This window comes from Acinetobacter sp. Res13-Abat-PEC15-P4-01 (assembly GCF_015676285.1).
In the GTDB taxonomy this organism is placed as follows: Bacteria; Pseudomonadota; Gammaproteobacteria; order Pseudomonadales; family Moraxellaceae; genus Acinetobacter; species Acinetobacter nematophilus.
Genome location: NZ_JADAIN010000053.1, coordinates 1 through 25,510 on the forward strand (window position 1 = coordinate 1; position 25,510 = coordinate 25,510).

21 protein-coding genes are annotated in these 25,510 nt (G+C 40.2%); 1 reads left to right on the forward strand and 20 read right to left on the reverse strand.

The genetic code is table 11. The annotated features are described in order from the left end of the window. Window positions 1-427 precede the first annotated feature (427 nt). The 13 genes from IMO47_RS18880 to IMO47_RS18940 form a co-directional block, all read right to left on the reverse strand. A complete protein-coding gene (locus tag IMO47_RS18880) occupies window positions 428-2,851 on the reverse strand; it encodes a glucose/quinate/shikimate family membrane-bound PQQ-dependent dehydrogenase (protein ID WP_196074512.1) in 2,424 nt (807 codons plus the stop codon). Window positions 2,852-2,867: 16 nt separating this feature from the next. Next, on the reverse strand, window positions 2,868-4,196 hold the full coding sequence (locus IMO47_RS18885; protein WP_196074511.1) for a carbohydrate porin: 1,329 nt from the start codon (window positions 4,194-4,196) through the stop codon (window positions 2,868-2,870). Between the two features lie 13 nt (window positions 4,197-4,209). After that, window positions 4,210-5,664 (reverse strand): right-handed parallel beta-helix repeat-containing protein, encoded by a 1,455-nt coding sequence (locus tag IMO47_RS18890; protein WP_196074514.1) that lies wholly within the window; start codon window positions 5,662-5,664, stop codon window positions 4,210-4,212. A gap of 27 nt (window positions 5,665-5,691) precedes the next feature. After that, on the reverse strand, window positions 5,692-6,531 hold the full coding sequence (gene aroD / locus IMO47_RS18895; protein ID WP_196074510.1) for a type I 3-dehydroquinate dehydratase: 840 nt from the start codon (window positions 6,529-6,531) through the stop codon (window positions 5,692-5,694). Between the two features lie 492 nt (window positions 6,532-7,023). Beyond that, on the reverse strand, window positions 7,024-7,653 hold the full coding sequence (gene pcaG, locus IMO47_RS18900) for a protocatechuate 3,4-dioxygenase subunit alpha (protein WP_196074509.1): 630 nt from the start codon (window positions 7,651-7,653) through the stop codon (window positions 7,024-7,026). 11 nt (window positions 7,654-7,664) lie between these two features. Then, the gene (gene pcaH / locus IMO47_RS18905) at window positions 7,665-8,390 is read right to left on the reverse strand and encodes a protocatechuate 3,4-dioxygenase subunit beta (protein ID WP_196074508.1); all 726 of its coding nucleotides are present in this window, start codon (window positions 8,388-8,390) and stop codon (window positions 7,665-7,667) included. A 10-nt stretch (window positions 8,391-8,400) separates the two neighbouring features. Next, complete coding sequence (gene pcaC / locus IMO47_RS18910; protein ID WP_196074507.1) at window positions 8,401-8,814, reverse strand: 4-carboxymuconolactone decarboxylase; 414 nt, start codon at window positions 8,812-8,814, stop codon at window positions 8,401-8,403. A gap of 31 nt (window positions 8,815-8,845) precedes the next feature. Then, window positions 8,846-10,198: an MFS transporter gene (locus IMO47_RS18915; protein WP_196074506.1), complete on the reverse strand. Its 1,353-nt coding sequence runs from the start codon at window positions 10,196-10,198 to the stop codon at window positions 8,846-8,848. 41 nt (window positions 10,199-10,239) lie between these two features. Next, window positions 10,240-11,019: a 3-oxoadipate enol-lactonase gene (gene pcaD, locus IMO47_RS18920; protein WP_196074505.1), complete on the reverse strand. Its 780-nt coding sequence runs from the start codon at window positions 11,017-11,019 to the stop codon at window positions 10,240-10,242. Between the two features lie 5 nt (window positions 11,020-11,024). Next, window positions 11,025-12,374, reverse strand: a complete 1,350-nt coding sequence (gene pcaB, locus IMO47_RS18925; protein WP_196074504.1) for a 3-carboxy-cis,cis-muconate cycloisomerase — start codon at window positions 12,372-12,374, stop codon at window positions 11,025-11,027. A gap of 8 nt (window positions 12,375-12,382) precedes the next feature. After that, window positions 12,383-13,591 (reverse strand): 3-oxoadipyl-CoA thiolase, encoded by a 1,209-nt coding sequence (gene pcaF, locus IMO47_RS18930; protein WP_196074503.1) that lies wholly within the window; start codon window positions 13,589-13,591, stop codon window positions 12,383-12,385. 12 nt (window positions 13,592-13,603) lie between these two features. After that, window positions 13,604-14,260, reverse strand: coding sequence for a 3-oxoacid CoA-transferase subunit B (locus IMO47_RS18935; RefSeq protein ID WP_196074502.1), 657 nt, complete (start codon window positions 14,258-14,260; stop codon window positions 13,604-13,606). Then, the gene (locus IMO47_RS18940) at window positions 14,257-14,940 is read right to left on the reverse strand and encodes a 3-oxoacid CoA-transferase subunit A (RefSeq protein ID WP_196074501.1); all 684 of its coding nucleotides are present in this window, start codon (window positions 14,938-14,940) and stop codon (window positions 14,257-14,259) included. Before IMO47_RS18940 ends, IMO47_RS18935 begins: the two co-directional genes overlap by 4 nt. A gap of 248 nt (window positions 14,941-15,188) precedes the next feature. Here IMO47_RS18940 and pcaU point away from each other — a divergent pair, with 248 nt between their 5' ends. Then, window positions 15,189-16,013 carry an IclR family transcriptional regulator PcaU gene (pcaU, locus tag IMO47_RS18945; RefSeq protein ID WP_196074500.1) on the forward strand — a complete coding sequence of 275 codons (825 nt, stop codon included), beginning with the start codon at window positions 15,189-15,191 and terminating at the stop codon, window positions 16,011-16,013. 137 nt (window positions 16,014-16,150) lie between these two features. On the opposite strand, the gene IMO47_RS18950 is transcribed toward pcaU, so the two are convergent. From IMO47_RS18950 to IMO47_RS18980, 7 genes are read right to left on the reverse strand one after another with little or no spacing between them, the layout of a single operon-like run. Continuing rightward, complete coding sequence (locus IMO47_RS18950) at window positions 16,151-16,909, reverse strand: putative type VI secretion system effector (RefSeq protein ID WP_347339647.1); 759 nt, start codon at window positions 16,907-16,909, stop codon at window positions 16,151-16,153. Next, on the reverse strand, window positions 16,906-17,652 hold the full coding sequence (locus IMO47_RS18955) for a putative type VI secretion system effector (RefSeq protein ID WP_196074499.1): 747 nt from the start codon (window positions 17,650-17,652) through the stop codon (window positions 16,906-16,908). The genes IMO47_RS18950 and IMO47_RS18955 overlap by 4 nt, the downstream gene beginning before the upstream one ends. Continuing rightward, window positions 17,645-18,415: a putative type VI secretion system effector gene (locus IMO47_RS18960; RefSeq protein ID WP_196077809.1), complete on the reverse strand. Its 771-nt coding sequence runs from the start codon at window positions 18,413-18,415 to the stop codon at window positions 17,645-17,647. The genes IMO47_RS18955 and IMO47_RS18960 overlap by 8 nt, the downstream gene beginning before the upstream one ends. After that, window positions 18,402-19,199, reverse strand: coding sequence for a putative type VI secretion system effector (locus IMO47_RS18965; RefSeq protein ID WP_196077810.1), 798 nt, complete (start codon window positions 19,197-19,199; stop codon window positions 18,402-18,404). The genes IMO47_RS18960 and IMO47_RS18965 overlap by 14 nt, the downstream gene beginning before the upstream one ends. A 2-nt stretch (window positions 19,200-19,201) precedes the next feature. Further along, complete coding sequence (locus IMO47_RS18970; RefSeq protein WP_227552240.1) at window positions 19,202-21,865, reverse strand: T6SS effector BTH_I2691 family protein; 2,664 nt, start codon at window positions 21,863-21,865, stop codon at window positions 19,202-19,204. Between the two features lie 10 nt (window positions 21,866-21,875). Further along, a complete protein-coding gene (locus IMO47_RS18975) occupies window positions 21,876-22,823 on the reverse strand; it encodes a hypothetical protein (protein WP_196074850.1) in 948 nt (315 codons plus the stop codon). Continuing rightward, on the reverse strand, window positions 22,820-25,444 hold the full coding sequence (locus IMO47_RS18980; RefSeq protein WP_196074851.1) for a type VI secretion system Vgr family protein: 2,625 nt from the start codon (window positions 25,442-25,444) through the stop codon (window positions 22,820-22,822). The genes IMO47_RS18975 and IMO47_RS18980 overlap by 4 nt, the downstream gene beginning before the upstream one ends. Window positions 25,445-25,510 lie beyond the last annotated feature (66 nt).

Sequence of the window (25,510 nt, forward strand, 5' to 3'; positions counted from 1 at the left end):
TTCTTTTAATTTAATTAAAACAAAAAAATTTAACATTTGATAAAATCTAAATTAATTGTCTTTTTGGTTAAATTAAAAATGTATTCAAAAAATACACATTTTTTTAATTATTATTTCACTTGATTTATTCAGTAAAAAATTTATTCTGATAATTAAGTTTGGAGCCATATTGAAATATAGGATTTTTGAATTGAATACACCTTATCCCAAAATTTATTTTACAAAAATATGCGGTTTAGACAGCGCTCCCTATTCTATAAAGCTTAATCAACCATGAAAACCCATGTACTATTTGATTGTTGAAATGATCGTTAGGCAAGTCTAAAGTGCCTCAGCGATTGTCTCAAAAGATCGATAGATTTTTCTAAGTAAAAAATAAAGCTGCAACCCAATGCGTGCAGCTTTATTCTAAAATAGCTTAAAGCGTTTAATTCAAACTATAAGCAATCACGTAATCTCCATGATCAGGTGATTGACGTGCTCCACCGGCAGTGATCATGACATACTGTTTGCCATTTTTAGGTGAAACATAACTGATCGGTGTAGCCTGACTACCTACAGGTAAACGTGATTTCCACAACTCTTTGCCTGTTGAAGAATCCAATGCTCTCAGATAATAGTCTTGTGTTGCAGCAAAGAAGACCAATCCTCCTTGAGTCGCCATCGGTCCACCAATAGTTGGCATACCTATTGGCACTTTAAGTCCCATTTTGATCCCAAGTGGTCCTGTGTCTTCGACAGTTCCCATCGGAACTTGCCATGCAATTTGACGGGTTTTCATATCAATCGCGGTCATAGTGCCATATGGCGGCTTCTGACAAGGAATATTCAACTTCGACCAGAAACGGTTTTTATCGACTTTATACGGCGTCCCTTTCATTGGCACAGCGCCCATACCGGTATTTACTTTTTCACCCCCATTCGCTTCAAGGGCAAGATCTTCTGGCGTCTGCTCAATCAGTTTAATCCATAAGCCCAAACGCATGTCATTGACAAACATATATTGATGGCTTGGATCAAAAGCAATACTTCCCCAGTTCATGCCACCAAGCGAACCTGGGAAACTCAATGACATGTCTTTACCAGGCGCAGTAAATAATCCCTCGTAGCGCATTGATTTAAAGTTGATGCGACACATCAGTTGATCAAATGGTGTAGCACCCCACATATCTGATTCTGTTAAGGTTTGATTGCCAATTTGTGGCATTTCAACAGAGCGAGGTTGGGTTGGACTATATTGCTCACCTTGAATATCTGCCGGCTTGACAGGTTGCTCAATTACTTTGGTTAAAGGCTTTCCTGTTAAACGATCCAAGACGAAGAACTGCCCCGATTTAGTTCCAATCACCACAGCAGGTTTATTTGAACCATCTTTCATTGGGAAATCGACCAAACTAGGCTGCATCGGTAAATCAAAGTCCCATAAATCATTATGAACGGTTTGATAGACCCACTTTTCTTGACCAGTCGTCGCATCCAAAGCCAAGACAGATGAATTGTATTTATGATCCAAAGGTTGGCGGTTGCCTCCCCAAACATCGACAGATGAACTGCCCATCGGCAAAAATACCGTATTCATTTGTGGATCATATGACATTGCTGCCCATGAGTTTGCAGAACTGCGTTTGTAAGTTTCACCTTCTTTTAATACATAATTTGGCTCTGGGTTACGTGGATCAAAAGCCCATCGTAACTGTCCTGTAATCACGTCATAAGCCCGGATCACACCACCCGGCATATCTGCTGCAAAGTTATCAGCAATACGGCTCCCTACAACAATCACTGTACCTGCGATGGTGGGTGCTGAAGTCACTTCAAATCTTGGTGCAGTGGTTCCTTCTCCCAGACCTTTGAGTAAGTCTACGGTTCCATCCACGCCAAAATCTTTACAACGTTCACCAGTGTCTGCATTGACTGCAATTAAACGCCCATCAGGTGTATTGGTATAAACACGACGTAAACAAGAGGTATTGTTTGCTACAGCCTGCACTGGCGTAGCACCTGCCAAAGTTGGCTGAACCAATGCCTGGGTTGAATCAAAATAAGCCACACCACGGCAACGCTCCCAGGCATCAGATTTAGAATTCACTTCAGCTTTCCAAAGCTGTTTTCCTGAATCCGCCTCTAGGGCAAAAATATTGTTGTGTGGTGTACATAAGTAGATTTTATTGCCAACCTGCAATGGGGTCATTTGATCTTCAGCACCATTGCCTGTGCCTGTTGTAAAATCACCTGTACGGAAGCGCCATACTTCTTTTAACTGATGTACATTGTCTCGAGTGATTTGATCCAATGCAGCGAAACGGCTTCCACCTGCATCCTGCCCATAATGTTGCCAGTTGGTTTGTTTCATGTCTGTTTTTACAGGAACCAATGGCAATGCCTGCCCCGTTGCAGCAACAGTGGGATGCGGTTGGAACATCTGATAAAGTCCAATCAGCATACCGACAACAGTTACAACACCTAAGCCATAAGCCGGTAAACCCATACTGGGTTGAGCTTGATAACGGCGAATTGCAGGTAAACTAAACATCAATGCTGCAAATAAACCTGCCGGGAACATCAATCGTGAGAATAAAGGCCAAAACGCCCAACCTGCATCAAACAAAGCCCAAATCAGTGTGCCGATAAAGACCAAACTGAAAACCGCAACACCCAAGGCTTTTTTCTTAAAAATCAAAACAGCTGAAACTAAGGTCAATACACCTGAGATCACGAAATACCATGATCCCCCTAATGTCACCAACTTCACGCCACCCACTGTAAAAAACAGTCCTGTGAGGAGTAAAGCCAATGCCAAAATAAAACACCATATTTTCAGTATGGTATGTGAGTTCGAAGATTCAGACATACATCATACTCCTAGATTAGAAATTTACACGCATGCTTAAACCTGCAACCCATGCATCATCCACTTCTTTAACACCCGCGGGTTGATGAATATATTGTAGGTTGGGTCTGAGCATGACCGCTGGTGACCATTGGTAGGTATAGTTCAGCTCGATATTTAACTCATCACGCTGAACAGGAACATAGTCTGCTGCAAATGCATCGTATTCGTCATAACCTCGACTATTATTCAGCGCAATTTGACGATCTTTATAACGATCATTGACCACATAATTGGCAATACCGAAACCAATAGAATCATTTGGACGACCATCAAATGGTCCTTTGTACCAAAGCGCCAACTGTTGTGTGCTTTGGACTGCTGTGGTCGCTTTGTCATTCACTACGACATTCAAGCTGGCATATAGACCACGTTTAGGATCATTATTTTTTTTGCTTAGTTGTTGTTGTGCATTTAACCAAAAACTGTGTTTACCCTCATGTACTTTACCCGTGGTCGCAATATCATTGGCTTCAGCAGTCGAATACAACGCACCGACTTTATATTCACCTGCCAAACCATCAAATACTGCAAGTTTTGGTCGCCATGCCAGTTCGACTGGAATGGTTGCACCCTTAACGTTATTCATGTCCAGATTAAAACCATCGCTGTTTTTGGCGGTTTTAATATTGTCTGGATTGACTTCATAGACACCGACACCCAGTGTCCACTCTGGGGCAAATTGATATTTAACATTGGTTCCCCACAAGCCTACAGGTAAGTTGTACCAGATTGAACCAATGGATTTTCCAAGCTGCCCACCGCACAGTAATAAATTCTGGAATTCACATTGCGAACCATTAAAGTCGTCCGACATGCCCATACGTCCAATCTTGAATTGAACTGTATTGTCAGCAAATCCCTTTTTGATCCACGCTTGGGTCAGACGCCAAATTTTACCCCGCCCATAAATTTCTTGTGAATTTCCCAAAGCACTTGAACGCGGATCTTTTATACGCTCCAAAGTCAAAGCATTGCCATCACGCTTGGTGATTAAAATATTGGCAGTGGTATTTTCCCAACCTGCAATTTTCTCTAAATCAAAATTTGCACCTAACGCCAGTTGAGCTGCATTTTTAAAAGTATTGCTGTCGTTATAACCGCCATCTAAATTGGTGGCTGCTTGACTCATGATAGACGCTGTAAATTTATAGCCTTGCTTTTCCAGTTGTTGGCGTTGACCATTCCAATCGCCTAACAACCACTGACGATCCTGTGACCACGGTTGATCTGCAAAGCTGTGTTGTACACTACAAAGTGCAACAGTTAAGCAACTCAGTTTGAGTAAAAATCTTTTTGAATTCATTCCCAGCCCCTTATTATTTTAATTTCACAGCTGAACTGAGTTCAGACGTTGCACCCAAACGGTCTGTAATATTTGCGGTAATAGATGCGACTTTATTGGTCGGTTTCCATAGAATCTTGGCTAGACCCTGTTCATTCGTTGCAGCAATAGCCGAACCTAAATAAAATTCTGCTTCATTTGAATTGGCTGAAGTATTTCCAAAGAACTCAATCTGATAACGTTGATTGGGTTGACCTTTGACTTCGACCGAAACTTGACCTTTTGCATAGCTTAACTGAGGTGCCTGAATGCCTTGATTTGGTTGTGCATTACAGCCTTGCTGATTCGGTTGTTGGCAAGTTTTCTGTAAGTTTGCAGGATCAATTTTCACCCCATGCCCACGTGAACCCACAAAATGTGCATGTTCCAATCCGGGAACATCAAAGATAATCGCACCTACACGTTGATTCGGTACGCAACTACCGCCCGCTTCACAACGCTTGATGTCTTGACCATTATTCCAAATTTGGTTTTTCGTTAAAGTAATGTGTGCATTGGCATCTTTTTCAGAACGAATCGCAATACCGACACGGTTACCATGGACTTTATTGCTGTCAAAAATATTGCCATCGCCTGTTAAATTAAAACCATTCGAGTTATTGGTCAGTTCGTTATAGGCAATATAATTTCGCTTGCCCCAATTGATCTGTAAACCATCTGAATAATTTTCAAACTTGTTGCCCACCACGGCATTGTCATTGCCCCATAAAATCTCAATACCTTGTGAAGGCTCTGGATTTGCAGAGGTTGAAATAAAGTGGTTATTTGCAACCAAGTTAAATGCGGCACCACGGGTTAATTCAAGCCCATCGCCATTGTCTTGGAAATAATTATTCAGCACTTTATTGTTGTTGGTGGTGGTTGCGGTTGGATTGCCCTTGCCATCATCTCCTGTCAACATCACACCCGCACCACCATAATTATGCATAATGCGGTTATTTTGAATCAGGTTATTACTGGCACGATTCATTAAAATACCAATACAGAAACGGCGAATTTCTACACCTTGAATGGTGACCCCGTTGATGTCACGCAAAACTAAGCCCGGTAAAGTTGTGGTACGCACATTGGTACCGAACTGCCCTTCTACAGCTCCCGGACAAGCTTCAACACCTGTCCCTTTAATATAATTTGAACCATCAATGGCGATGAATTCACCTGTCTTTGCCCATTGGGTTCCCGTAATTTTTACAGGTGCTTTAATCTCGGGTAATGGAGCATTCACCTTGATGATATAAGGTGCTGTACCAACTGCCTGAATTAATATTTCACTGGCTTCAGTCGGTTTGGCATTTGCCTGTTCAATTGCCCAACGCAGTGAACCTTTTTCACTGTCATCCTGATAACGGTCTACCACATAGCTTTCTGCCATGCTTAAACCAGAAACTGCAAGCCCTATCGCCAATGCGCTTAAACGTAAAGAAATCAATTTCATGTCTTAAAAATCCTTTTTAAATTATGGTGTAGGTTGAACAGTTTTCAATAACTGTTTTAGTTGGGTTACATCAATTTGACCGGGTGCTGAAGCTTCCCCAATCATGCCGAAACTAAAGCTTCCCCCCATATTTGCCGTAGCAATTCGAGAAATAGTGCCTAATTTGCCCATCGACATGGTCAGTAATGGCTTTTTGGATTGTTGACTGACTTTTAACGTGGCATTCATTAAGGTGAACACATCTTGTTTGCTTTGTGGCATCACTGCGATTTTTAAAATATCCGCACCCAGTTCATCCTGTTTAAGCAACCGTTGAATGATCTCATCTTCACTGGGGGTCTTTTTAAAATCGTGATTCGACATCACAATCAATACTTTTTTGGCATGTGCCAGTTCTACTGTATTTTTGACCACTTGTGGATCTCGGAACATTTCCACATCCAGCATGTCCATAAATGGCTGCTTTAAATATGCTTGATAAGTTTTTGCATAATCCGCATCAGTGATGGTCAACTGCCCACCTTCATTGTGTGTGCGAATCGTGGCAATCATTGGTTTTGTACCCAAAATCTTCTTAAGCTGGTGCCCCAAAGCAATCACTTGTTTGCTGTCATTGGCAAACTCGAGCAGGTCAATGCGGAATTCCGCCAAATCAGCATCGGGATTGCTTGCAGTCACTTTGGCTTGTGCCAATGCTTGTTCTTGAGTTTTGGCAGTAATCGGTACAATCGTTTTCACTGGAAGTTTTGCCAGTTCTGACAATTCAACAGTGCGAGTTGGAACTGTTTGTGCTTGTGTCATTTGCAATGTAAAAATCGGGCTCAATGCCAGCATCACTGCTGCAATTTTTTGTAATTTCATTTTCCATCTTCCTTAATAGATGATCTGTAATAAATAACGTGAGTTCGATGCAACCACATCTTTAACTTATTGAAAAACATTAAGTCTTACTGAGTTTTCACCCAATTTCAGGATCAGCCTGCGGCTCTCCATACTTTTGTTTTGGCATGAGGAGCGAAGCTCCGCAAGAGCAACCATCTTGCGCAGCGGTATCGCTGCTCACCGCAAAACTCGTCAACCACCAGCAACATATTTAATCAATCGCAGAAACAATACCTTGTAGGGGTAGTCCTGCCTCAAACAGTTGCGGATGACGTTTCCGAGTATTAAATTTCATCAAGAGTTTTTATCGAACTCAGGTTCAATAATCTGTACTCCGTATATAGATACTGTTTTAATGTCCTATGCTTTAAACCAATGTACTTAAATCTCGTTCATCCTCCCTTTTTACGTGGAGGAAAATCATGAATTGATCAAACTCCATGATGATCAAAGCACGATTTGACAAAATACTTAGATATCAAAAAACACGGTTTCATCTTCACCTTGAATACGAATATCAAAGCGGTAAACGATTTCGCCATTAACTTCCGTACGTTTGGCAATCAGCGTTTGACGGCGAGTTGCCCATTCAATACTGTTTAAAACAGGATCATTGGCATTGGCTTCGCCTTCATCTTCAAAATAAATACGGGTATGTAATCCAATATTGATCCCACGTGCAAACACCACCACGGCAATATGTGGTGCTTGAATTGCACCCTTGCGTCCTGGCACAGCACCAGGTTTTACGGTTTCAAAATGCCAAAAACCGGTTTCAAAATTAGCCCCAGTACGCCCCCAACCTTGAAAATGTGGGTCTGCGGTTTTGCCTTGGGAATCTGCCTGACTTGGGTAAACACCATTGCTGTCTGCCTGCCAGATTTCCAGCAGGACATCTCTTAATGGCAGACCTAATCCATCAAACACTTGACCTTCCAGACGGATACGTTGCCCTTGAGTTTTGTCATTGATCAATTGGTGATTAAAATTATGTTCAAACACTTCAATATTGGCCTGTTGAGGCAATAAGCCAATATGAACATAAGGTCCCCCTGTTTGTGATGGAGTCTCTTTTAGTTCTTGAAAATTCCATGCATTCATCGTATTCACCCTTAAGTCAAATCATTTTCAAAATAAGTCGCACGACGACCACGAAGATGAATATCAAAGCGGTAACAACGGCTATCCGCTTCAATAAAGTTGTTTTTATCTTCCAGTGCGATTAGGGCACGACGCTGATCTTCAGAAGGAATTGTTTTTAAAATTGGGCAGCTATCAATCAAGGTATCGCCTTCAAAATAGAACTGCGAAATTAAGCGCTGCGCCCAACCGTCAGCAATCAATGAAAAATGGATATGCGCTGGACGCCATTCATTGATACGGTTGCGCCACGGATATGGACCGGGTTTAATGGTACGGAAAATGAAGAATCCATTTTCATCGGTCAAGGTACGACCACAGCCCCCAAAATTAGGATCGATCGCGCCGATAAATTTGTCGTTTGGATGCCGATAGCGTCCTGACGCATTGGCTTGCCAAACTTCCAACAATGCATTTTTGACTGGACGACCAAACTGATCACGCACATAACCATGCACAATAATCCGTTCACCGACAGGTAACCCCTCTTTGGCGTAGTTCAAAATCAAATCATTGTCTTTCGCACCAAAGAGATTCGGTGAAAAATGCGGTGAGGTCACTTCAGTCAAGGTTTCATTAATTGAAATCAATGCATTTTTTGGCGAGCGTAATACACTGGTTTTATAGCCTGGTGTATATGCTGGCGGATGATCATCGGTATTACGTTGTGGATATGCACCCAATGTGTGATTAAACATGCTGGTCTCCTTAATCCTGTGATGGTGTCGCAATAGGCTGCACTTCGATACCCAGCTCTTTGAAAACCTCTTCAGCCATATGCATTGCTGCATTTGCTGCCGGCAAACCTGCATATAATGAACTATGCAAAATCAATTCTTTAAGTTCATCCTTCGTTACACCATTGTTAAAGCAAGCACGTAAATGCATTCGGAGCTCATCCTCTCTTCCCAATGCCAATAAAATAGCAATGGTCACTAAGCTGCGTGTATGACGAGGTAAGCCTTCACGGGACCACACTTCGCCCCATGCAAATCGACTGATAAAATTCTGGAAGTCTTGGTTAAAATCATTCAGGTTCGCTAAAGAACGCCCAACATGTTTTTCGCCAAGTACTTCGGTACGGACTTTAAGCCCTTGTTGATAGCGTTGATCATCATTCATTGACGTTATTCCTCATCCAGAAAAATGAGCATTAGGTTGCATCGGTATGAGCAACCAAAGATTTAACAAAAATAGCTACAGCGGCTGCGGTTGCTGGAATCATGAGCAAACTGAGAATGGCGGTAAATGACCAGTCATTGCCCAATAAAACTGCACCGATCCACGCACCAAATACAGCACCGAATCGCCCTATACCTGTCATCCAAGCCACACCTGTTGCACGACATTGGGTTGGATAGAAACGGGCACTTAAAGCCGGCATTGAAGACTGCGCACCATTGATCGCAACCCCTGCACACAACACCAACAGCGCCAGTAAGGTTGGATTGCTTAGGCTTTGCCCCACTGCGACTGCAAACAGACCTGCGACAAAATAGAAAGCAGAAATAATGCGATTCGGATTAAAACGATCCATTGCCCAACCAATAAATAAAGCACTCATCACACCACCAAACTGGAATAAACCGCCGATGAATGCTGCACGTTCCATGGTCGCGCCCGTTTCTCGCATCAAAGTCGGTAACCAACTGGTTAACAGATAAATCACCACCAAGCCCATAAAATAGGTGGACCATAATAAAATGGTGCCTTTGGCATATTGTTTGGAAAACAGCATGCCAAATACATTTTTCTTTTCCGCAACTGCAGATTGCTCTTCTGGAATATGAAATGTTTGCGCAGTTTTTACCTGATCAGGTGCAATGTGGTTGAGGATTTTGCGAACTTTCTCTGTCGCCTGTCCTTTGATAATCAAGAAGCGATAAGATTCCGGTAACAAGAAAATCACCAACACCATGAGAATTAATGGTGAAATCCCACCCAATAAAAATAGACTGTGCCAACCAAAGGTTGGGATTAGCCAGCTACTGATAAATCCACCAATCGCCATCCCCAGGTTATAACCACAGAACATGCAGGTCACCAACAATGAGCGAATGCGTTGTGGGCAATATTCTGAGAACAACGTGGTTGCATTTGGCATTGCCGCACCTAGACCAATCCCCGTTAAAAAGCGCAATACCACCAAGCTGTTTAAGTCTTGAGCAAAAGCAGATGCCAGTGTAAAACCACCAAAAATCAGCATCGAAATAGTCAAGACAATTTTGCGACCAAAACGATCTGCTGTAGGACCTGAAACCAATGCGCCGATAATCATTCCACCGAGTGCCGCACTCATCACGGGTCCGAGTTGGGAGCGATCAATACCCCAATCTTGAGCCAAAGCAGGTGCAATAAAGCCCATTGCAGCAGTATCAATGCCATCGACAAATACGATGAGAAAACAAATGATTGCTATCATCCATTGATATTTACTGACAGGTGCGTCATTGATCAGCGCCTGCGCATCAATACTCTTGTTTGGGACAGCAAATTCCTGTGCCATAGTTGCCTCCTTGTAGGCGAATTCCTTTCAAACCCTTGCGGTTATATACTTTGAATAAACTTAGACAGTGCCTGATTGAACACTTGAGGCTGTTCAATATTGGATAGATGGGAAGCTGCCAAGATTTCAAGCTGACTGTTTTGAATGATTTGATGCATAAATTCTGCATCTTGAACTGTGGTCACAGGGTCATACTGCCCCGCAATAATCAATGTCGGGATCTGTATGTGATTTAACTGATCCCGGACATCTGCATCTGCTAATGCTCTACATGCATTGACATAACCTTGTGAGGGTGTCATTGCTAAACTTTGGATGGTTTTTTGCGCCAATACATCATGGGCATAATCAAAGTGTTCACTAAACCAACGGGTATGTGTTGTTTTCACGATTTCAGCCAAACCATGTTGCTCAACACCATCCGCCCGACTGTTCCAAGCTTCAGCTGTACCAATTTTTGCGGCTGAGTTTGCTACGGTAATACTGTGAAAACGTTCAGCATGATTGATCGCCAAAGCAAGCGCAGTAATCCCACCCATGGAAATGCCACAGAAATGTGCTTTACCTATGTTGAAAGCATCCAGAATATCCACTGCATCTTCGACTAGATTTTGCAAGGTCGTTTGGGCAATCACCTCACTCTCACCATGACCGCGTGTGTCATAAGTAATAATTTGATAATGCGCTGCTAAAACAGCAACCTGTGCTTGCCACATTCCATGATCTGTACCCAAAGAGTTGGAGAACATCAGTACTGGGGCATTTTTTAAACCTTGTACCTGCACTGCCAGTCGGTGTCCTTGACGGTTATTGATCATCATGATCTTTATTCCTCTTGTGCGGCTTGCAGTACTGCATCAATTTGAGCCTGAATATTGCCCAAATAAGATGTCGGGTTAAACAATCCATCCAATGCCTGCGCATCGAAGTAGGCATTGACTTGAGCTATCTCGGATAACACTGTTTTTAAATGTTTCTGTTCAGCCACGGCTTGTTGACATGCTTGCTCAACCAAATGATGTGCATTTAAACGTCCAATTTTTTTAGCAAGAGCCATCATGACTGCTTCTGCCATGATCAATCCCTGAGTACACTCAAGATTGCGCTGCATGGCAACTGCATTGACCTGCATATGTGCCAATACATCTTGTGTGCGTTCTAAAGCACCTGCGCATAACTGAAAAATTTCAGGAATTGCCAGCCATTCAGCATGCCAAGCCCCTAAAGCACGTTCATGCTCTTGCACCATACTTTGGTAAACACTTGCCATCAAAGCAGGAACGCGATTGGCTGCTGCAAGAATTGAAGCTGCTGCAACAGGATTACGTTTATGAGGCATCGTGGATGAGCCACCACGACCTTTTGCAGTCGGTTCAAAAACTTCGGCGATTTCAGTCTGCATCAGCAATGACCAATCTTTTGCCATTTTGCCGACATTGCCGACAATCAATGCCAGACCACTGGCAATCTCAACCATGCGATCACGCTCACCATGCCATGTACATGTGGGTGCGGTTAAATTGAGTAAGTGTGCATAATCTTCGACTACAACAGAACCTTGATCCTGTAAAGAAGCCAACGAACCTACAGCACCTCCCAGTTGGGCGGTTAAAACACGTTGCTGCATACTCTTAAGACGCTCAAGATCGCGCTGCAAAGCAGCTGCCCAACGGGCAAACTTATGTCCAAGCGTGATCGGTAAAGCCTGCTGTAACCATGTACGCCCAATCATGACTTGGTCACGGTATTGTTGTGCCTGTTTTAAGCAGACCTGAAAAGTCTGTTGCAATTGCTGCTCAATCAACAGCAATGCATCACGACACTGCAAAATGGTTGCGGTATCAATAATATCCTGACTGGTTGCCCCCCAATGCACATAACGCGCGGCATCTTCATCTTGCTGATTGACCAAGGCTGTAAATTGCTTCACAAAAGGAATCGCAACATTTCCAGCCAAACCAGCAGCAACAGCCAGCGCATCAATATCGATATGCATCAAAGCATCTCGTCCAATGCGTTCAATGATGGTAGCCGCTGATTCTGGAATCACATTGACCTGCGCCTGCGCTTTTGCCAAAGCCACTTCGGCTTGGATCATATACCCCACTAAAGCTTGATCACTAAAGATCGCAGTAACATCAGGTTGATAAAATAAGCTGGCATATAACTGGCTCATCACAGACCTCACTCTACGCGTTGAATAATCATGGCGATGCCTTGACCCACACCGATGCACATTGAGCACAAGGCATATTGTCCTTGGATCTGTTCAAGTTGGTTGAGCGCTGTGGTCACCAAGCGGGCACCTGACGCACCCAATGGATGACCCAATGCAATGGCGCCTCCATTCGGATTGACCCGTGCATCATCATCCGCCAAGCCCAAATCACGCGTCACCGCCAAAGCCTGTGCCGCAAAGGCTTCATTCAGCTCAATCACATCCATCTGCGCTAAACTCAGATCGGCCTGTTTCAGTAGTTTCTTGATCGCAGGCGCAGGTGCAAAACCCATGATGCGAGGTTCTATGCCTACCGTCGTCGATGCAATGATTTTGGCACGGGGTTTTAATTGGTATTCTGCAACAGCTTCATCTGATGCGATCAGTAATGCTGCCGCACCATCGTTGATTCCTGAAGCGTTGCCCGCGGTCACCGTACCTTCTGCCTTCACCACTCCTTTTAATTTTTGCAAGGCTTCCAGGCTCGTTGACGCTCGCGGATGCTCATCTTGCTCCACCACCAATGCATCACCTTTACGCTGAGGAATGGTCACAGCAACAATTTCCTGTTTAAAAAAGCCCTGTGCCTGTGCGGCTGCCGTACGTTGCTGGCTGTTCAATGCAAACTGATCTTGATCGGCACGCTTGATGTTGAATTGCTCAGCCACATTTTCAGCCGTTTGTGGCATGCTTTCCACACCATACATATCTTTAAGCTTTGGATTGATAAAACGCCAGCCCATGGTGGTGTCTTCAATCTTTTGGCTGCGCCCAAAAGCACTGTCTGACTTGCCCATCACATAGGGTGCCCGACTCATGCTTTCCACACCACCTGCAATGATCAGATCGGCTTCATTGGCTTTAATCGCCCGTGCTGCCATCGCAATCGCATCCAGTGAAGAACCACATAAACGATTGACGGTGGTTGCAGGCACTTCAACGGGCAGCCCTGCCAATAATGCCGACATGCGACCCACATTTCGGTTGTCTTCGCCTGCCTGATTGGCGCAGCCATAAATCACATCATCGACTTGCTGCCAATCCACAGTCGGGTTGCGTTGCATCAGGGCTTGAATCGGCACTGCACCTAAATCATCAGCACGTACAGCTGCAAGTCCACCGGCATAGCGTCCAAACGGGGTGCGAATGGCATCAATGATATAAGCATTTTTCATGTGTGTTTCCTTTTAATCCTGCTGTGTTGCATCAAGCAATTCAGCACCCGTCATCGACTGCAATTCTTCAAAGCTGAGACCGGCGACTTTTTCAATCACTTTTAAACCCTCTGAAGTGACATCAATCACACACAGATCGGTATAGATCCGGTCAACACATTTTTTGCCAGTCACGGGATAGGTCAGCTCAGCCACGATCTTGGGTTCGCCTTGTTTGGTCACATGGTCAGTGGTGATAAAGACTTTCTTGGCACCCACAGCCAAATCCATCGCACCACCCACCGCAGGGATTGCATCAGGTGCGCCGGTATGCCAGTTGGCAAGATCACCGTTTTCAGCAATTTGGAAGGCACCCAATACTGCAATATCCAAGTGTCCACCACGCATCATGGCAAAAGAATCACCGTGATGGAAAAAGCTTCCGCCTGTGAGCATGGTGACAAACTCTTTGCCGGCATTGATCAGTTCAGGATCTTCTTCGCCTTGGGCAGGGGGGGGACCAAACGCCAATAAGCCATTTTCAGAATGCAGGAATACATCTTTGTCTGAAGGGAGATATTTCGAGATTTTGGTCGGTAAGCCAATGCCTAAATTCACATAAGCACCATCGGGAATGTCTTGTGCAACACGTTGTGCAATTTGGTCACGGCTTAGTTTTTGATAGCTCATGCTGCTTCTCCCTGTTGCGCATTGACAGCAACCACATGCTGTACAAAAATCCCTGGGGTAATGATATGTTCAGGGTCAAGCTGACCGAGTTCTGCGATTTCAGAAACCTGTGCAATGGTCACATCTGCCGCCATCGCCATAATCGGACCAAAGTTTCGCGCAGATTTGCGATATACCAGATTACCCCAACGATCGCCCTGATGAGCTTTGATCAAGGCAAAGTCAGCTTTGATCGGATACTCAAGCACATAGTCTTTGCCGTCGATATGGCGGGTTTCTTTTCCTTCGGCAAGCAATGTACCAAAACCTGTTGGGGTGAATACTGCCCCTAAACCCATGCCTGCTGCTTGAATGCGGCATGCCAAGTTTCCCTGAGGAACCAGTTCCAGTTCAATCTTGCCTGCATGGTAGAGTTCATCAAATACCCATGAATCGGACTGACGAGGGAATGAACAGATGATCTTACGTACAGCTCCGGATTTGAGGAGTTTGGCCAGACCGTAATCGCCATTGCCTGCATTGTTGTTGACAATGACCAAGTCTTTGACGCCCAGCTCAATCAATCCATCAATCAGTTCTGCGGGTTGTCCTGCGGTTCCAAAGCCGCCAATCATAATGCTTGAACCATCCTTGATTTGTGACAAAACCTCTGTCAATGAGCCGGCACGCTTATCAATCATCTGACTACTTCCTGTACTGTGTAGCACTCAATTTTTCATCCTGAAAACCGATGAAACGAAGTTGAGTGTTTTGTTCGGATTTCTTCTCTTTATTCTTGATAAATTCTGACCAGACTTCTATCGTCTAAAAGCTATTTTGTGCGATTATTATTTTTAATGTTCGATCATCGAACATTATCCAACTAAATTAGTCGTGTTTCGATTAGAATAATTATTCATCAAAGGATTTTGTAGGAATGATCTAAATTATGGAAAATGATCAAAATAAAAATCGTCGCTTGATTCATCATCGTGAAAACAAGAAAGTGATTCGACATGAAGACTTTATCGCAGGTATTGCCAAAGGCTTGGCGATTTTAGATTGCTTCGGTCCTGAACGTCATCGTTTAAATATGAGTACAGCCGCAGAGAAAACAGGCATGACCCGTGCTGCGGCACGTCGTCATTTACTGACTTTGGAATACTTGGGGTATTTGGACTTTGATGGTCATTATTATTATTTAACCCCTAAAATTTTAAAGTTCTCAGGTGCGTATCTGGATGGCTCTCCACTCCCTAAAATTTGTCAGCCTTTATTAAACTTACTCACCAATCAAACATCACTGATTTATTCAGTGATGGTACTGGATGGTTATGAAGCGATTACCATTGCACGCAGCGCAGCGCATCAACAAACTGACCGTGTTAATCCGTATGGTTTGCATTTGGGAAACCGACTCCCCGCTCATGCCACATCCGCAGGTAAAATTTTATTGGCACATCTAAATATAGATGAGCAGAAAGAGTGGTTAGAAAAATATCCTTTAAAACGTTTGACGAAATATACCCATACAGACAGTGAAGCATTTTTAGCTTTGTTGCATGAGATTAAAGCGCAAGATTGGTGCTACTCGTGTGAAGAACATGAGTTAGGCGTGCACGCTGTTGCCGTACCGATCTATGATGCCAATGCCGATGTCGTTGCAGCTTTGAATATTGTGTCTCCAACGATCCGCACGACTCAAGATTATTTAATTACGCATATTTTGCCGTTGTTACAGGAAACAGCTCGCGACTTGAGGCAAGTGGTTTAGGTGGGCATTAGAAGTAAAGAAATTAAATTTTTGACTGTTTTTGAAAATAGGCATCTAAGTTAGATTAAAATCATCTGGTAAAATATATAAACATATTTCCAGTATTTGATTATTCGTAGTTTAGATCATTCTTCTTTTTAAAAATAATCCTCTGGATAAGGGTCTTTTCCTATTAAGCTTTTTCGATATTCCATTACACTTAAATGGACACCATCTTCAACATCAAAATCATGATAAAAATCTTGTTGCTTTACTTTTTCAAATTTCAATTTTTCAAAAACTTGCTCTGATAATTTACCTGTAACCTTATGTATTTTAAAAAAAGCTAGGAACATTGTAACTAGAATAAAAATAAAAAAGGATATATAAAAGAAACAAAAATATGACAAGTTTTCTAGACTTGTGAAATCTATTTTTTCCTCTGAAAAATAATCCGCAATAATAAAAAATAATAATAAGAAAAAATAGGCTATGGTTGTAAAGTAAAATGACTGTTTAAATATTGCTAATACCCCTTTCTTCATGGAACGCCCCATTTCATACATCATATAGAGTAAACCAGATTGAGGATCTAATATTGAATAAACTAAATGTCTTCCTTTTTCTTTTTCTATACTGATTACAGCTACTAAAGGCGTATCTTCCTTAAATTTTACGGTGGTAAATTGCCCTATAATTGGATAACCATTTATTTCAGCAGTAAATGTTTTTGCAACCTCACCTTGTGCAGCCATCAGCATAATGGGAGCATTTGTTGCCAATAAACTACTTGCAGTCAATGTCCCTAACATTGATGCACCTAATGCATCTTTATCTAAATTTTTAAGTGGATGTATTTTTGAATCTTCAATTTTAAGATTCTTTATAACACCTTCTATTACTAACATTTTGGTCATTTTTGCTTTTCTATATAGCTTTCTGGATATGGATCATCCTGAATGATTTTCCTATAATCAAATACAGCATCTAATAAAACTTTATATTCTTCACTGATGTGTCTGCTTGGCAATAAAAAAACCTCTTTGGGGTTTAAAAAACCGTATGATTCAAATATCTCTTCTGACTTTTCAGATAAATGTAATAAAGATCGTATTACTCCTTTCATAGCGTATATGCACAAAAAGTAGTAAACAATGAGGATACCTATCCATGATAAAATGAAATATAAACTGTAATCACCTATGTATATAAAAACGAATATTGAAAGAATCACAGTTCCAATAAAAATAAGCCTTGCCCCTTTTAATGCGGAGGCAGTATATGTAGTTTTTGAAGCCCCCATGCCTACTTGCATATGTAACAGTCCTGTTTTAGGACTCAGCATTGCATACACCTCATAAATATTGTCTTCAATATGCCTTGCAACACAAACCACAAATTCATCCTGCTCTAATAAAGCACGATGAAATTTAGCTAAACAAATTTTTCCGTTGATTTTTGCAACTACAGCTTGAATATGAAGTCGACTGTGTGAAGCGACAAAAACAGTCTGGGCGGACAAGGTAAGATTTGCAGAAGCACCACTGAGCAAAGCGGATGAGAGAATTTGGCTATCGCCACCTGTGCCTAACGTACTCATCATTTCATTATATATTTCTAACTGCTCTATACGACCTTCAAATTTTAATAATCTATTCATTATTTTTTACTTTGTCGAAATAATCCTCTGGATAAGGGTCTTTTCCTTTTAAACTTTTTCGATATTCCATTACACTTAAATGAACACCATCTTCAACATCAAAATCATGATAAAAATCTTGTTGCTTTACTTTTTCAAAATTTAATTTTTTAAAAATTTGTTCGGACAACTCTCCTGCAATTTTATAGGGCTTACTTAAAGCCAAATTAGTAAAGATAAGCAATAAAATAAAGAATAAAAAATAAGCAATTACAAAAATATATAACACATCTATATCTGAGAAAAAAAACTCTTCATTTAAAAATAGACCAGAAACAATTGAAATTAAAGCAACAAATAAAAAACTTCCTAATGAAAAATATAAAGCTTGTTTAAATATAGCTAATTTCCCTTTACTTACAGAGCGTCCCATTTCATACATCATATAGAGTAAACCTGACTGAGGGTCTAATATTGAATAAACTAAATGTCTTCCTTTTTCTTTTTCTATACTGATTACAGCTACTAAAGGCGTATCTTCATTAAATTTTACGGTAGTAAATTGCGCGATAATGGGATAACCATTTATTTCAGCAGTAAATGTTTTTGCAACCTCACCTTGTGCCGCCATCAGCATAATGGGAGCATTTGTTGCCAATGAGCTACTTGCAGTCAATGTCCCCAACACTGATGATCCTAAAGCGTCCTTATCTAAATTTTTAAGCGGGTATATTTTTGAATCTTCAACTTTAAGATTCTTTATAACACCTTCAATCACCATCATTTTGGTTATTCTTCTTTTTGAAATAATCCTCTGGATAAGGGTCTTTTCCTTTTAAACTTTTTCGATATTCCATTACACTTAAATGCATACCATCTTGATCTAATAGAGATTGGTTATAAAAATTTTGATTTTTAGTATTTTCAAACTTTAATTCATTAAATACTTTCTCTGAAATACTACCATGTACACGCACAGATCTAGATCCAAATATAAAACTAAAGAAGAATAAAAATATAATAAATGAGCTAAACCCAAAAATTAAAAATAAATACTTTATATTTTCAGTAGATATTGAACTTGATAGATTTTCAGAAAAAATATTTGCTAAAATAAATATACTAAAAATTACTATAAAAGTAAATATCGACCAAAATACACTCCATTTAAATAAATTTAAATAAGCACTCTTAATTGACCTTCCCATTTCATACATCATATAGAGTAAGCCAGATTGAGGATCTAATATTGAATAAACTAAATACCTTCCTTTTTCTTTTTCTGTACTGATTACAGCTATTAAAGGCGTATCTTCCTTAAATTTTACGGTGGTAAATTGCCCGATAATCGGATAACCATTTATTTCAGCAATAAATGTTTTTGCAGTCTCACCTTGTGCAGCCATCAACATAATTGGGGCATTTGTTGCCAATGAACTACTTGCAGTCAATGCCCCCAACATCGAAGCACCTAATGCATCTTTATCTAAATTTTTAAGTGGATGTATTTTTGAATCTTCAACCTTAAGATTCTTTATAACGCCTTCTATTACCAATATTTCAATCACTTTTAAATACTCTCTAATGCTTTAACAAATTCATCATCTTCCTCTTTTACTGTTTTATATTTTTTCTCACCTACTCCAAAAACTGTTTTTGTACACCATTTTTGCACATCGTTAGGTATAAACCATGTTTTTAAAACAATTTCAATTATTGCTATGCCTAAACCAATAAAGTTTAAACGTGCTGCATATTTAATGACATTATTAGTTAAAAATCTTGCTATTAAAGCTTTATTAGCACCCTCAGACAATAATTTAGAATGTAAAATTGGAATTCGTATTAACATACCAAAACCAACCAAAAACATACCTAGAGAAACTAATAACTTTGAGATCAATAAAGCACTTAACCATGGGTTTTTATCACCTGTCATTTCTTTTCCCAGTGCAGTAGAATCCGCAAAAAAACTAAATGCAGCCCCAGTTACAGCAAAAATACCGCCGCATAATCGGATTTTATTAGCTTTGTCAGCAAAACTTAAGGCTTCCATTCCGCCACCAGCAATATCGAGTACAACTGCTGTAGATGCAAATAATCCTGCTGTAATCTGAAAACCATTTTCCCAATTCTTTTCCGCCATAAACTTATTACTTTGAGTTGCTAGATTGATCAATTCAAATAAAGCAACAATACTGGAAATACGTATTTTCCCACTTTCTGGTGATTGATTCAGTATTTCTTTGATTTTCTTTGCAGCAGTATTTTCTTCTACTTTTTTCCAAGTCTTTTGGATTTCAGTCGCATTCAAGCGATTTGCTGCATTAGCATTGCGTAAATCTACATTATAAAGTAACGACCATTTTGGTACTTTATTTGTCAATAAAGATCCATGTGCATAAGCAATAAACGAGATTTTAGCAAGCCCAGCAGCCATTTTTGAATTAAGATTATATTGTAATGACCACTTAGTAACAGTTCTCGTTATTTCAGAAATCCAGTAAACAGATTTTGCTGGATTATACCATTTTAACTCATCAACTTTATATTTGCCCGTTGTCAGCCATTCATCCCATAATTGATCAAATGCAACAAATGTAGCAATTGTATTTTTTAACGTTCCTTGAGACTGATCCCAAGTCAGTGTCATCAATGAAGGAGCGCAATTATTGAACTTTTCAATTAGACTCTTTTGGTTATAGCAAACAGCTCTATAATATAAATTTTTATAATCTACTTTTGCAGCGCTTAACCATTCTTCCAATAATGCCTGACCTACATCAAAGCCCGACATTCCATGTAACATTGCCATAACATGAGTATGAAATAAAAAGCCATACTCTTTAACTTCATTTTGGTCATATGCATGCAAAGCTTGTAATAAGGCATTTGACTTCAACCAATTTATATGATCATTTGCATATTTCATTGCATTTGCTTTACCTGATTCTGTCAACTGCTTAACTTTTAAATCAAAGCTTTTTTTACTGTTCCAATCTATCTTAGGTTTATATTTCTCGTTCCAAACAAGTTCAGCTTTAGCTTTAGATGCAACTTGAATTTTATCTTTTAGCTTTTGAGGTTCAAACTTTTTATTATAATCATCCAAAACTTTTTGCTTTTCTGCATTTGAAGCTTTTTCCCATAGTTCATCCATTCTTTTTTGATATTCACGCTGGTCTATATTTGTCGCATATTTAGGAATTTTATCTTTAGCATATAAATATTTAACTAACTTTTCATCTTTCAATACATCACTATTTAATGCTTGATTAATTAATCCTTTTTCTAAAATTAATTTCAAACTATCAATAGAGTTTGATGAATTTAAGCGATGTTCATTGGTAATATTATTGTTATCCTTTTCAGCCAAAAAGCTCATTAGCTCTTTAAATTGTGAATTTCTAATTTCATTAATTTTTGTTGTAATTTTAATTGGATCATAAAGTGCCATACACGCAATACTTAAATTAAAGTCTGCAAATCTTTTCTGTGTATCCAATAACCTTGTACCATAACTTTTTTTATTATTGATTACATCAACCTGTTTAATACTAAAGCTATGGGTTTGACTTATTGTGCCATTTCTCCATTTTGATACTTCAAATTTTTGCCATTTCCCCTGTGAAACATAAGCTTCAGCATTCTTCATATACTCTTCAAGTTTAGCTTTAGATAACGGAGCATGCGTATAAAGAAGATAAGTATGTAATGCAGGATTGTTAGGAATTTCTTCAACTGTGACTAAAGATGCCTTAATAATATGTTCGCCAACATTACAACCAAAGTCTGGCGCAACTGAGGGTGCAGCATCTTTAACAGGATTAAAATATGATAAATACCCTTTATCATTAACAATATAACCAGACCATATTTGTGGTCCTTTAGCCCTCTTCACTAAGCTATAGATATAGCCTGTATTTACCATTTCTACAGTATATTTAAAATTTGATAATGGTATTTCTTTTACATTTTTTCCTAATGTGTCTAGTAATGCTGGTGCAACTGTTGAGACAGTGTATCTCACAGGTAAAATATGAAACCCTTTATTACGACAAAAATTTGGACAGGTTTTACCAGAATTCTTTGCTTCAGCTGTTTGCTTATTATTGGGAGTTGCAGTTTGTGCAACCATTGTAATAGTGTTTGCACCAGCAACTACTGCTTTTGTTTGACTTTGATTTCTTTCTTCTTCTTTTTTACGTGCAAAAGCTTCTTTATCGCCACCCATATTATTCTCCTTATTCAATTATTTCTGTTTTAATCAATGTCCAAGAATCTTCAGCAACAAAGTTCATTGCTTCAGTAAAATCGTATTTTTCAGGTTCAGTGTGCAAATATTTTTGCAATACCTTTTGTATATAAGGATGTTGCATAAAACTTTGCCCAAGTACCTCTGCGTATAATCCGTAACTCACTAAATCTGTATATTTTGTAATATGGTAATGCTCATGTGCTTGATATAAATTTTTTAAAATCTTTTGTATTTTCAGCTTGTTGTTGTCAATTTGTTCTAACTGATATGCACTTTTAAATACAATGTTACTGATTTCAATCAAATCTAAAGCTAAAGATTGCCGTGCACTAATCTTATTGATCGTTTTACGCACTAAGTTTTTCTGTGCAATATTATCCCACTGATAATACCCAGTAGGGTGAATAAAGTGCCATTGGTTAAAATTCCCCAATAAACTATTCATTTGTGGTTCATTAAAAATTTGATCCAAATAAATCATGACCCGAGGATCATACCATCGAAATAATATTTTAGATTCAATATCTTGTAATACTAAACTTGCTTTAAACTTTCGATTCAGTTCATCACTTTCATAATCAGAAGTCCCAAAACCATATACGAGATATTCATTGTTGCTAATATCAAAATTATGAAACAAATGCTCAGCAAGTTGTAATCCGATGTCTTTTAATATTTTTTCATCTGTTATTTCAATAAAAAATAGAGGCGTATCCTTATATCCATTACCTTTTGCCAAAGGGATATAAATGATCTTGTCGCTCCTCAAATTCTTTTTTAAATCGTCGAAAATGCGCGGTGCAAGCGTTTCATCCACCAATACCAACAGCCGTTCATGCTGCTGAAATACTACCTGCATTTTTTGATAAATTGCTTCAACTGAATAAAGTTCATTAGGTTCAATTGCACGTTGTAAATAATTTTCACTCATCATAAGATCACCTTTGCTGATCCATCTTGAGCAGCTTGTCCTTGTTTTGTAGAGCAATTAGGTAAATCTAGTGCAGGTGGGTTTACTGAAGCTGGTGAAGTCAGTTTCTGTTGTCCTGATTTGACCTCAAATAAACCACCCGTCGTCGCAAACACACCAGAACCATTAATCTTTAATTCAGAGCCATCACTAGTCAACTTAATTTCCTTTGGACTCATGATATACACAGTATCTTCAGTAGAAATGATTTGGATACCTTTGCGAGCAATCAAATCTGCACCATCCCCTTGGGCTTGGATCTCAACTTTACCTTTACCGGCATAAAGTCTTGCACCCTCTTGCGCTGCAAACAAACTGATCTTTGAACTTGCATGACCAATGAGTGATTTCTGAGTACTGAAGTTAATGCTATCACCAGCACTATGATTGATTTGCCCATCTGCTGAAAGATGAACATCTTCATTGCTTGCTAAACCAATAGAGTTAGGTGAAGTTAAAATCATTAACGCTTGTTTAAATGCTTTTGCTTTGGTTTCGCTTTCTTGTTCGATTTGCTCAATAAACTGTTTTAGACCATCCAACATTTCCAAAGGATCAGTTTGTTGGTTTTTAGCGACTTCACTTAAAGCTTTTGAATTATTCAGACTCGATTCTAGCTGCGATTTTGTTCCAGCGACATCTAAATGATCACCTTTGGCTTGGTCTTGGGCATAGGTCGAAATCAGTAAACCTTGCCCTGCACGTACTGCACCCCATTGGTCTGTACGTAATTCAAAACCCTCACCACGATCATCACTTTCTGCTTGATATTTTGGATGGCTGAGCTTTCCAAGATTCAGTTGACTGGCGCCATGGCTACTCTGTAACTGACTGCTAAGTTGCCCTTTAGTATCATCAAATCTGAGTTGGTTATAGCCGCTACCCTGATATTCCTTACTTTTAATTCCTGCTAATTTCTTGGTATCAGGCAGTTTGCCTTTACCATCAAACTTGGTCGGGCTTCGTTGTCCTTCATGGATTCGACCCACCACAAATGGTCGGTCAATGTTGCCATCAAAGAAGTCGATGACGACAATCTCTCCAATACGCGGTAAAAAGCGTGCTCCATAGCCTTCACCTGCCCATGGCGTCAAGACATCGACCCAAGCCGAGTCAGTGTCATTGTCGTTAGAACCTGCTCCACCATCATACGTGTTGTCTTCATTACGGGTAAACAGGAAGCGAACTTTGATGCGCCCCCATTCATCCACATGGATTTCTTCCCCACTCGGTCCAACCACTTTGGCACGTTGCGGTGATGCCATCGGGCGATGTTTTAATGGATTGTATTCAGGGACAATCGCAATATTGCGTCGTTGTACGGTCAGTATATTGGCTTGGCGTTCATCGCTATTCTGTGTGCTGATACTGCTTGTTTTCCAGTTGCTTTGTTTCAACAAAGCACTCACTTGATCACTTAGGTCTTTGGGGAGATTATTTTGATTGTAAAAGTCCTTTGCAGTGATTAAGAACTCTTTGTCTGCTCCTGAATGTTGGTCAATCTCAGGGTGTTCGTTAAATTCAAACCAATAGCCTACCTGTGTATCTCGTACTGTCGATACAGCAGTAAACTGTTTGGCTTGAGCATCATAGTAATTACTGAGGTTTTGGTTAAACCGCTCAACCTGACTGTTGCCCGATGGCGTTACCCCATCTTCACCATTGAGATCTTGTATCCATGCAGGGCTAAAGTGCCATGCTTGTTCCAAACCTAAACTGGCATTGTCATAGTTTTCACTATGGCTGTGTTTGCTTTGGACACTGCCTGCACCTTCATCCGTATCCAATACATCAGCTTGCCAACGCTGGATATGTACTGAAGTCGGTTGAAGTGAACGTTGTCCAGTAAAATTGGTGATTGAATCGCTCTTTTCTACAGCTGAGCTGCGATTAAAACGGATGCTACTGCGTTCTAAGGCACTAAATTGCGTGTTGTCATCGATTAATCTTAACTTTTGTGCTTGGATTTGTTCTGTTGTATTCGACACTTTGAGCTGTGCTTCATCAATCAGCCAGTTGATGCCCTCACTTCTCATCAAACGTGTTAGAAAGTCGAAATCGCTTTCAGATGCCTGCATGAGGAATGGACGGACATCATAATCTTTGGTCAGTCCGCTCTTATCTAAAGTGAGGCTTGAAGCAAACAGCGGGCTACGTTGCATCCACTCCTGAAATACAGTTTGAATGACCTCAACAGCCGATTTCGCCATAAACACTCTAGAGTTTCTACGCTGTTTCCATAGTGCAGTAGGATCTTCAACCTTGAGACGATAAATTGTTAATGCACCATCAGAGGCTCCCACCTCAGCTTTGGTCACAATACCTGAAATTCGATTCAACTCAGACCGATCATTCACAATATCAATCGCGACTTGAGACCCGATAAACTGTTTTAATGGTATTGCCCCATTCATTGAAAGACAGATCAGTTGTAAATCAACGCCCTCATTGATGGCATGTGTCCCATCAACCCGCTGAAGAAAGACTTGATTATTAAGATCATTATTACTGAACTGTGCATGTATGGCACGTTTTTGTGCCGTAAGTCCCAACTGCTCTAGAGCAACATAAATATTGTTAGACATGGTTTATTGTTTGATTTTAGATTGTGATCTAGTGTACTAAAAAATGGCGACAAAATCTATACAGAC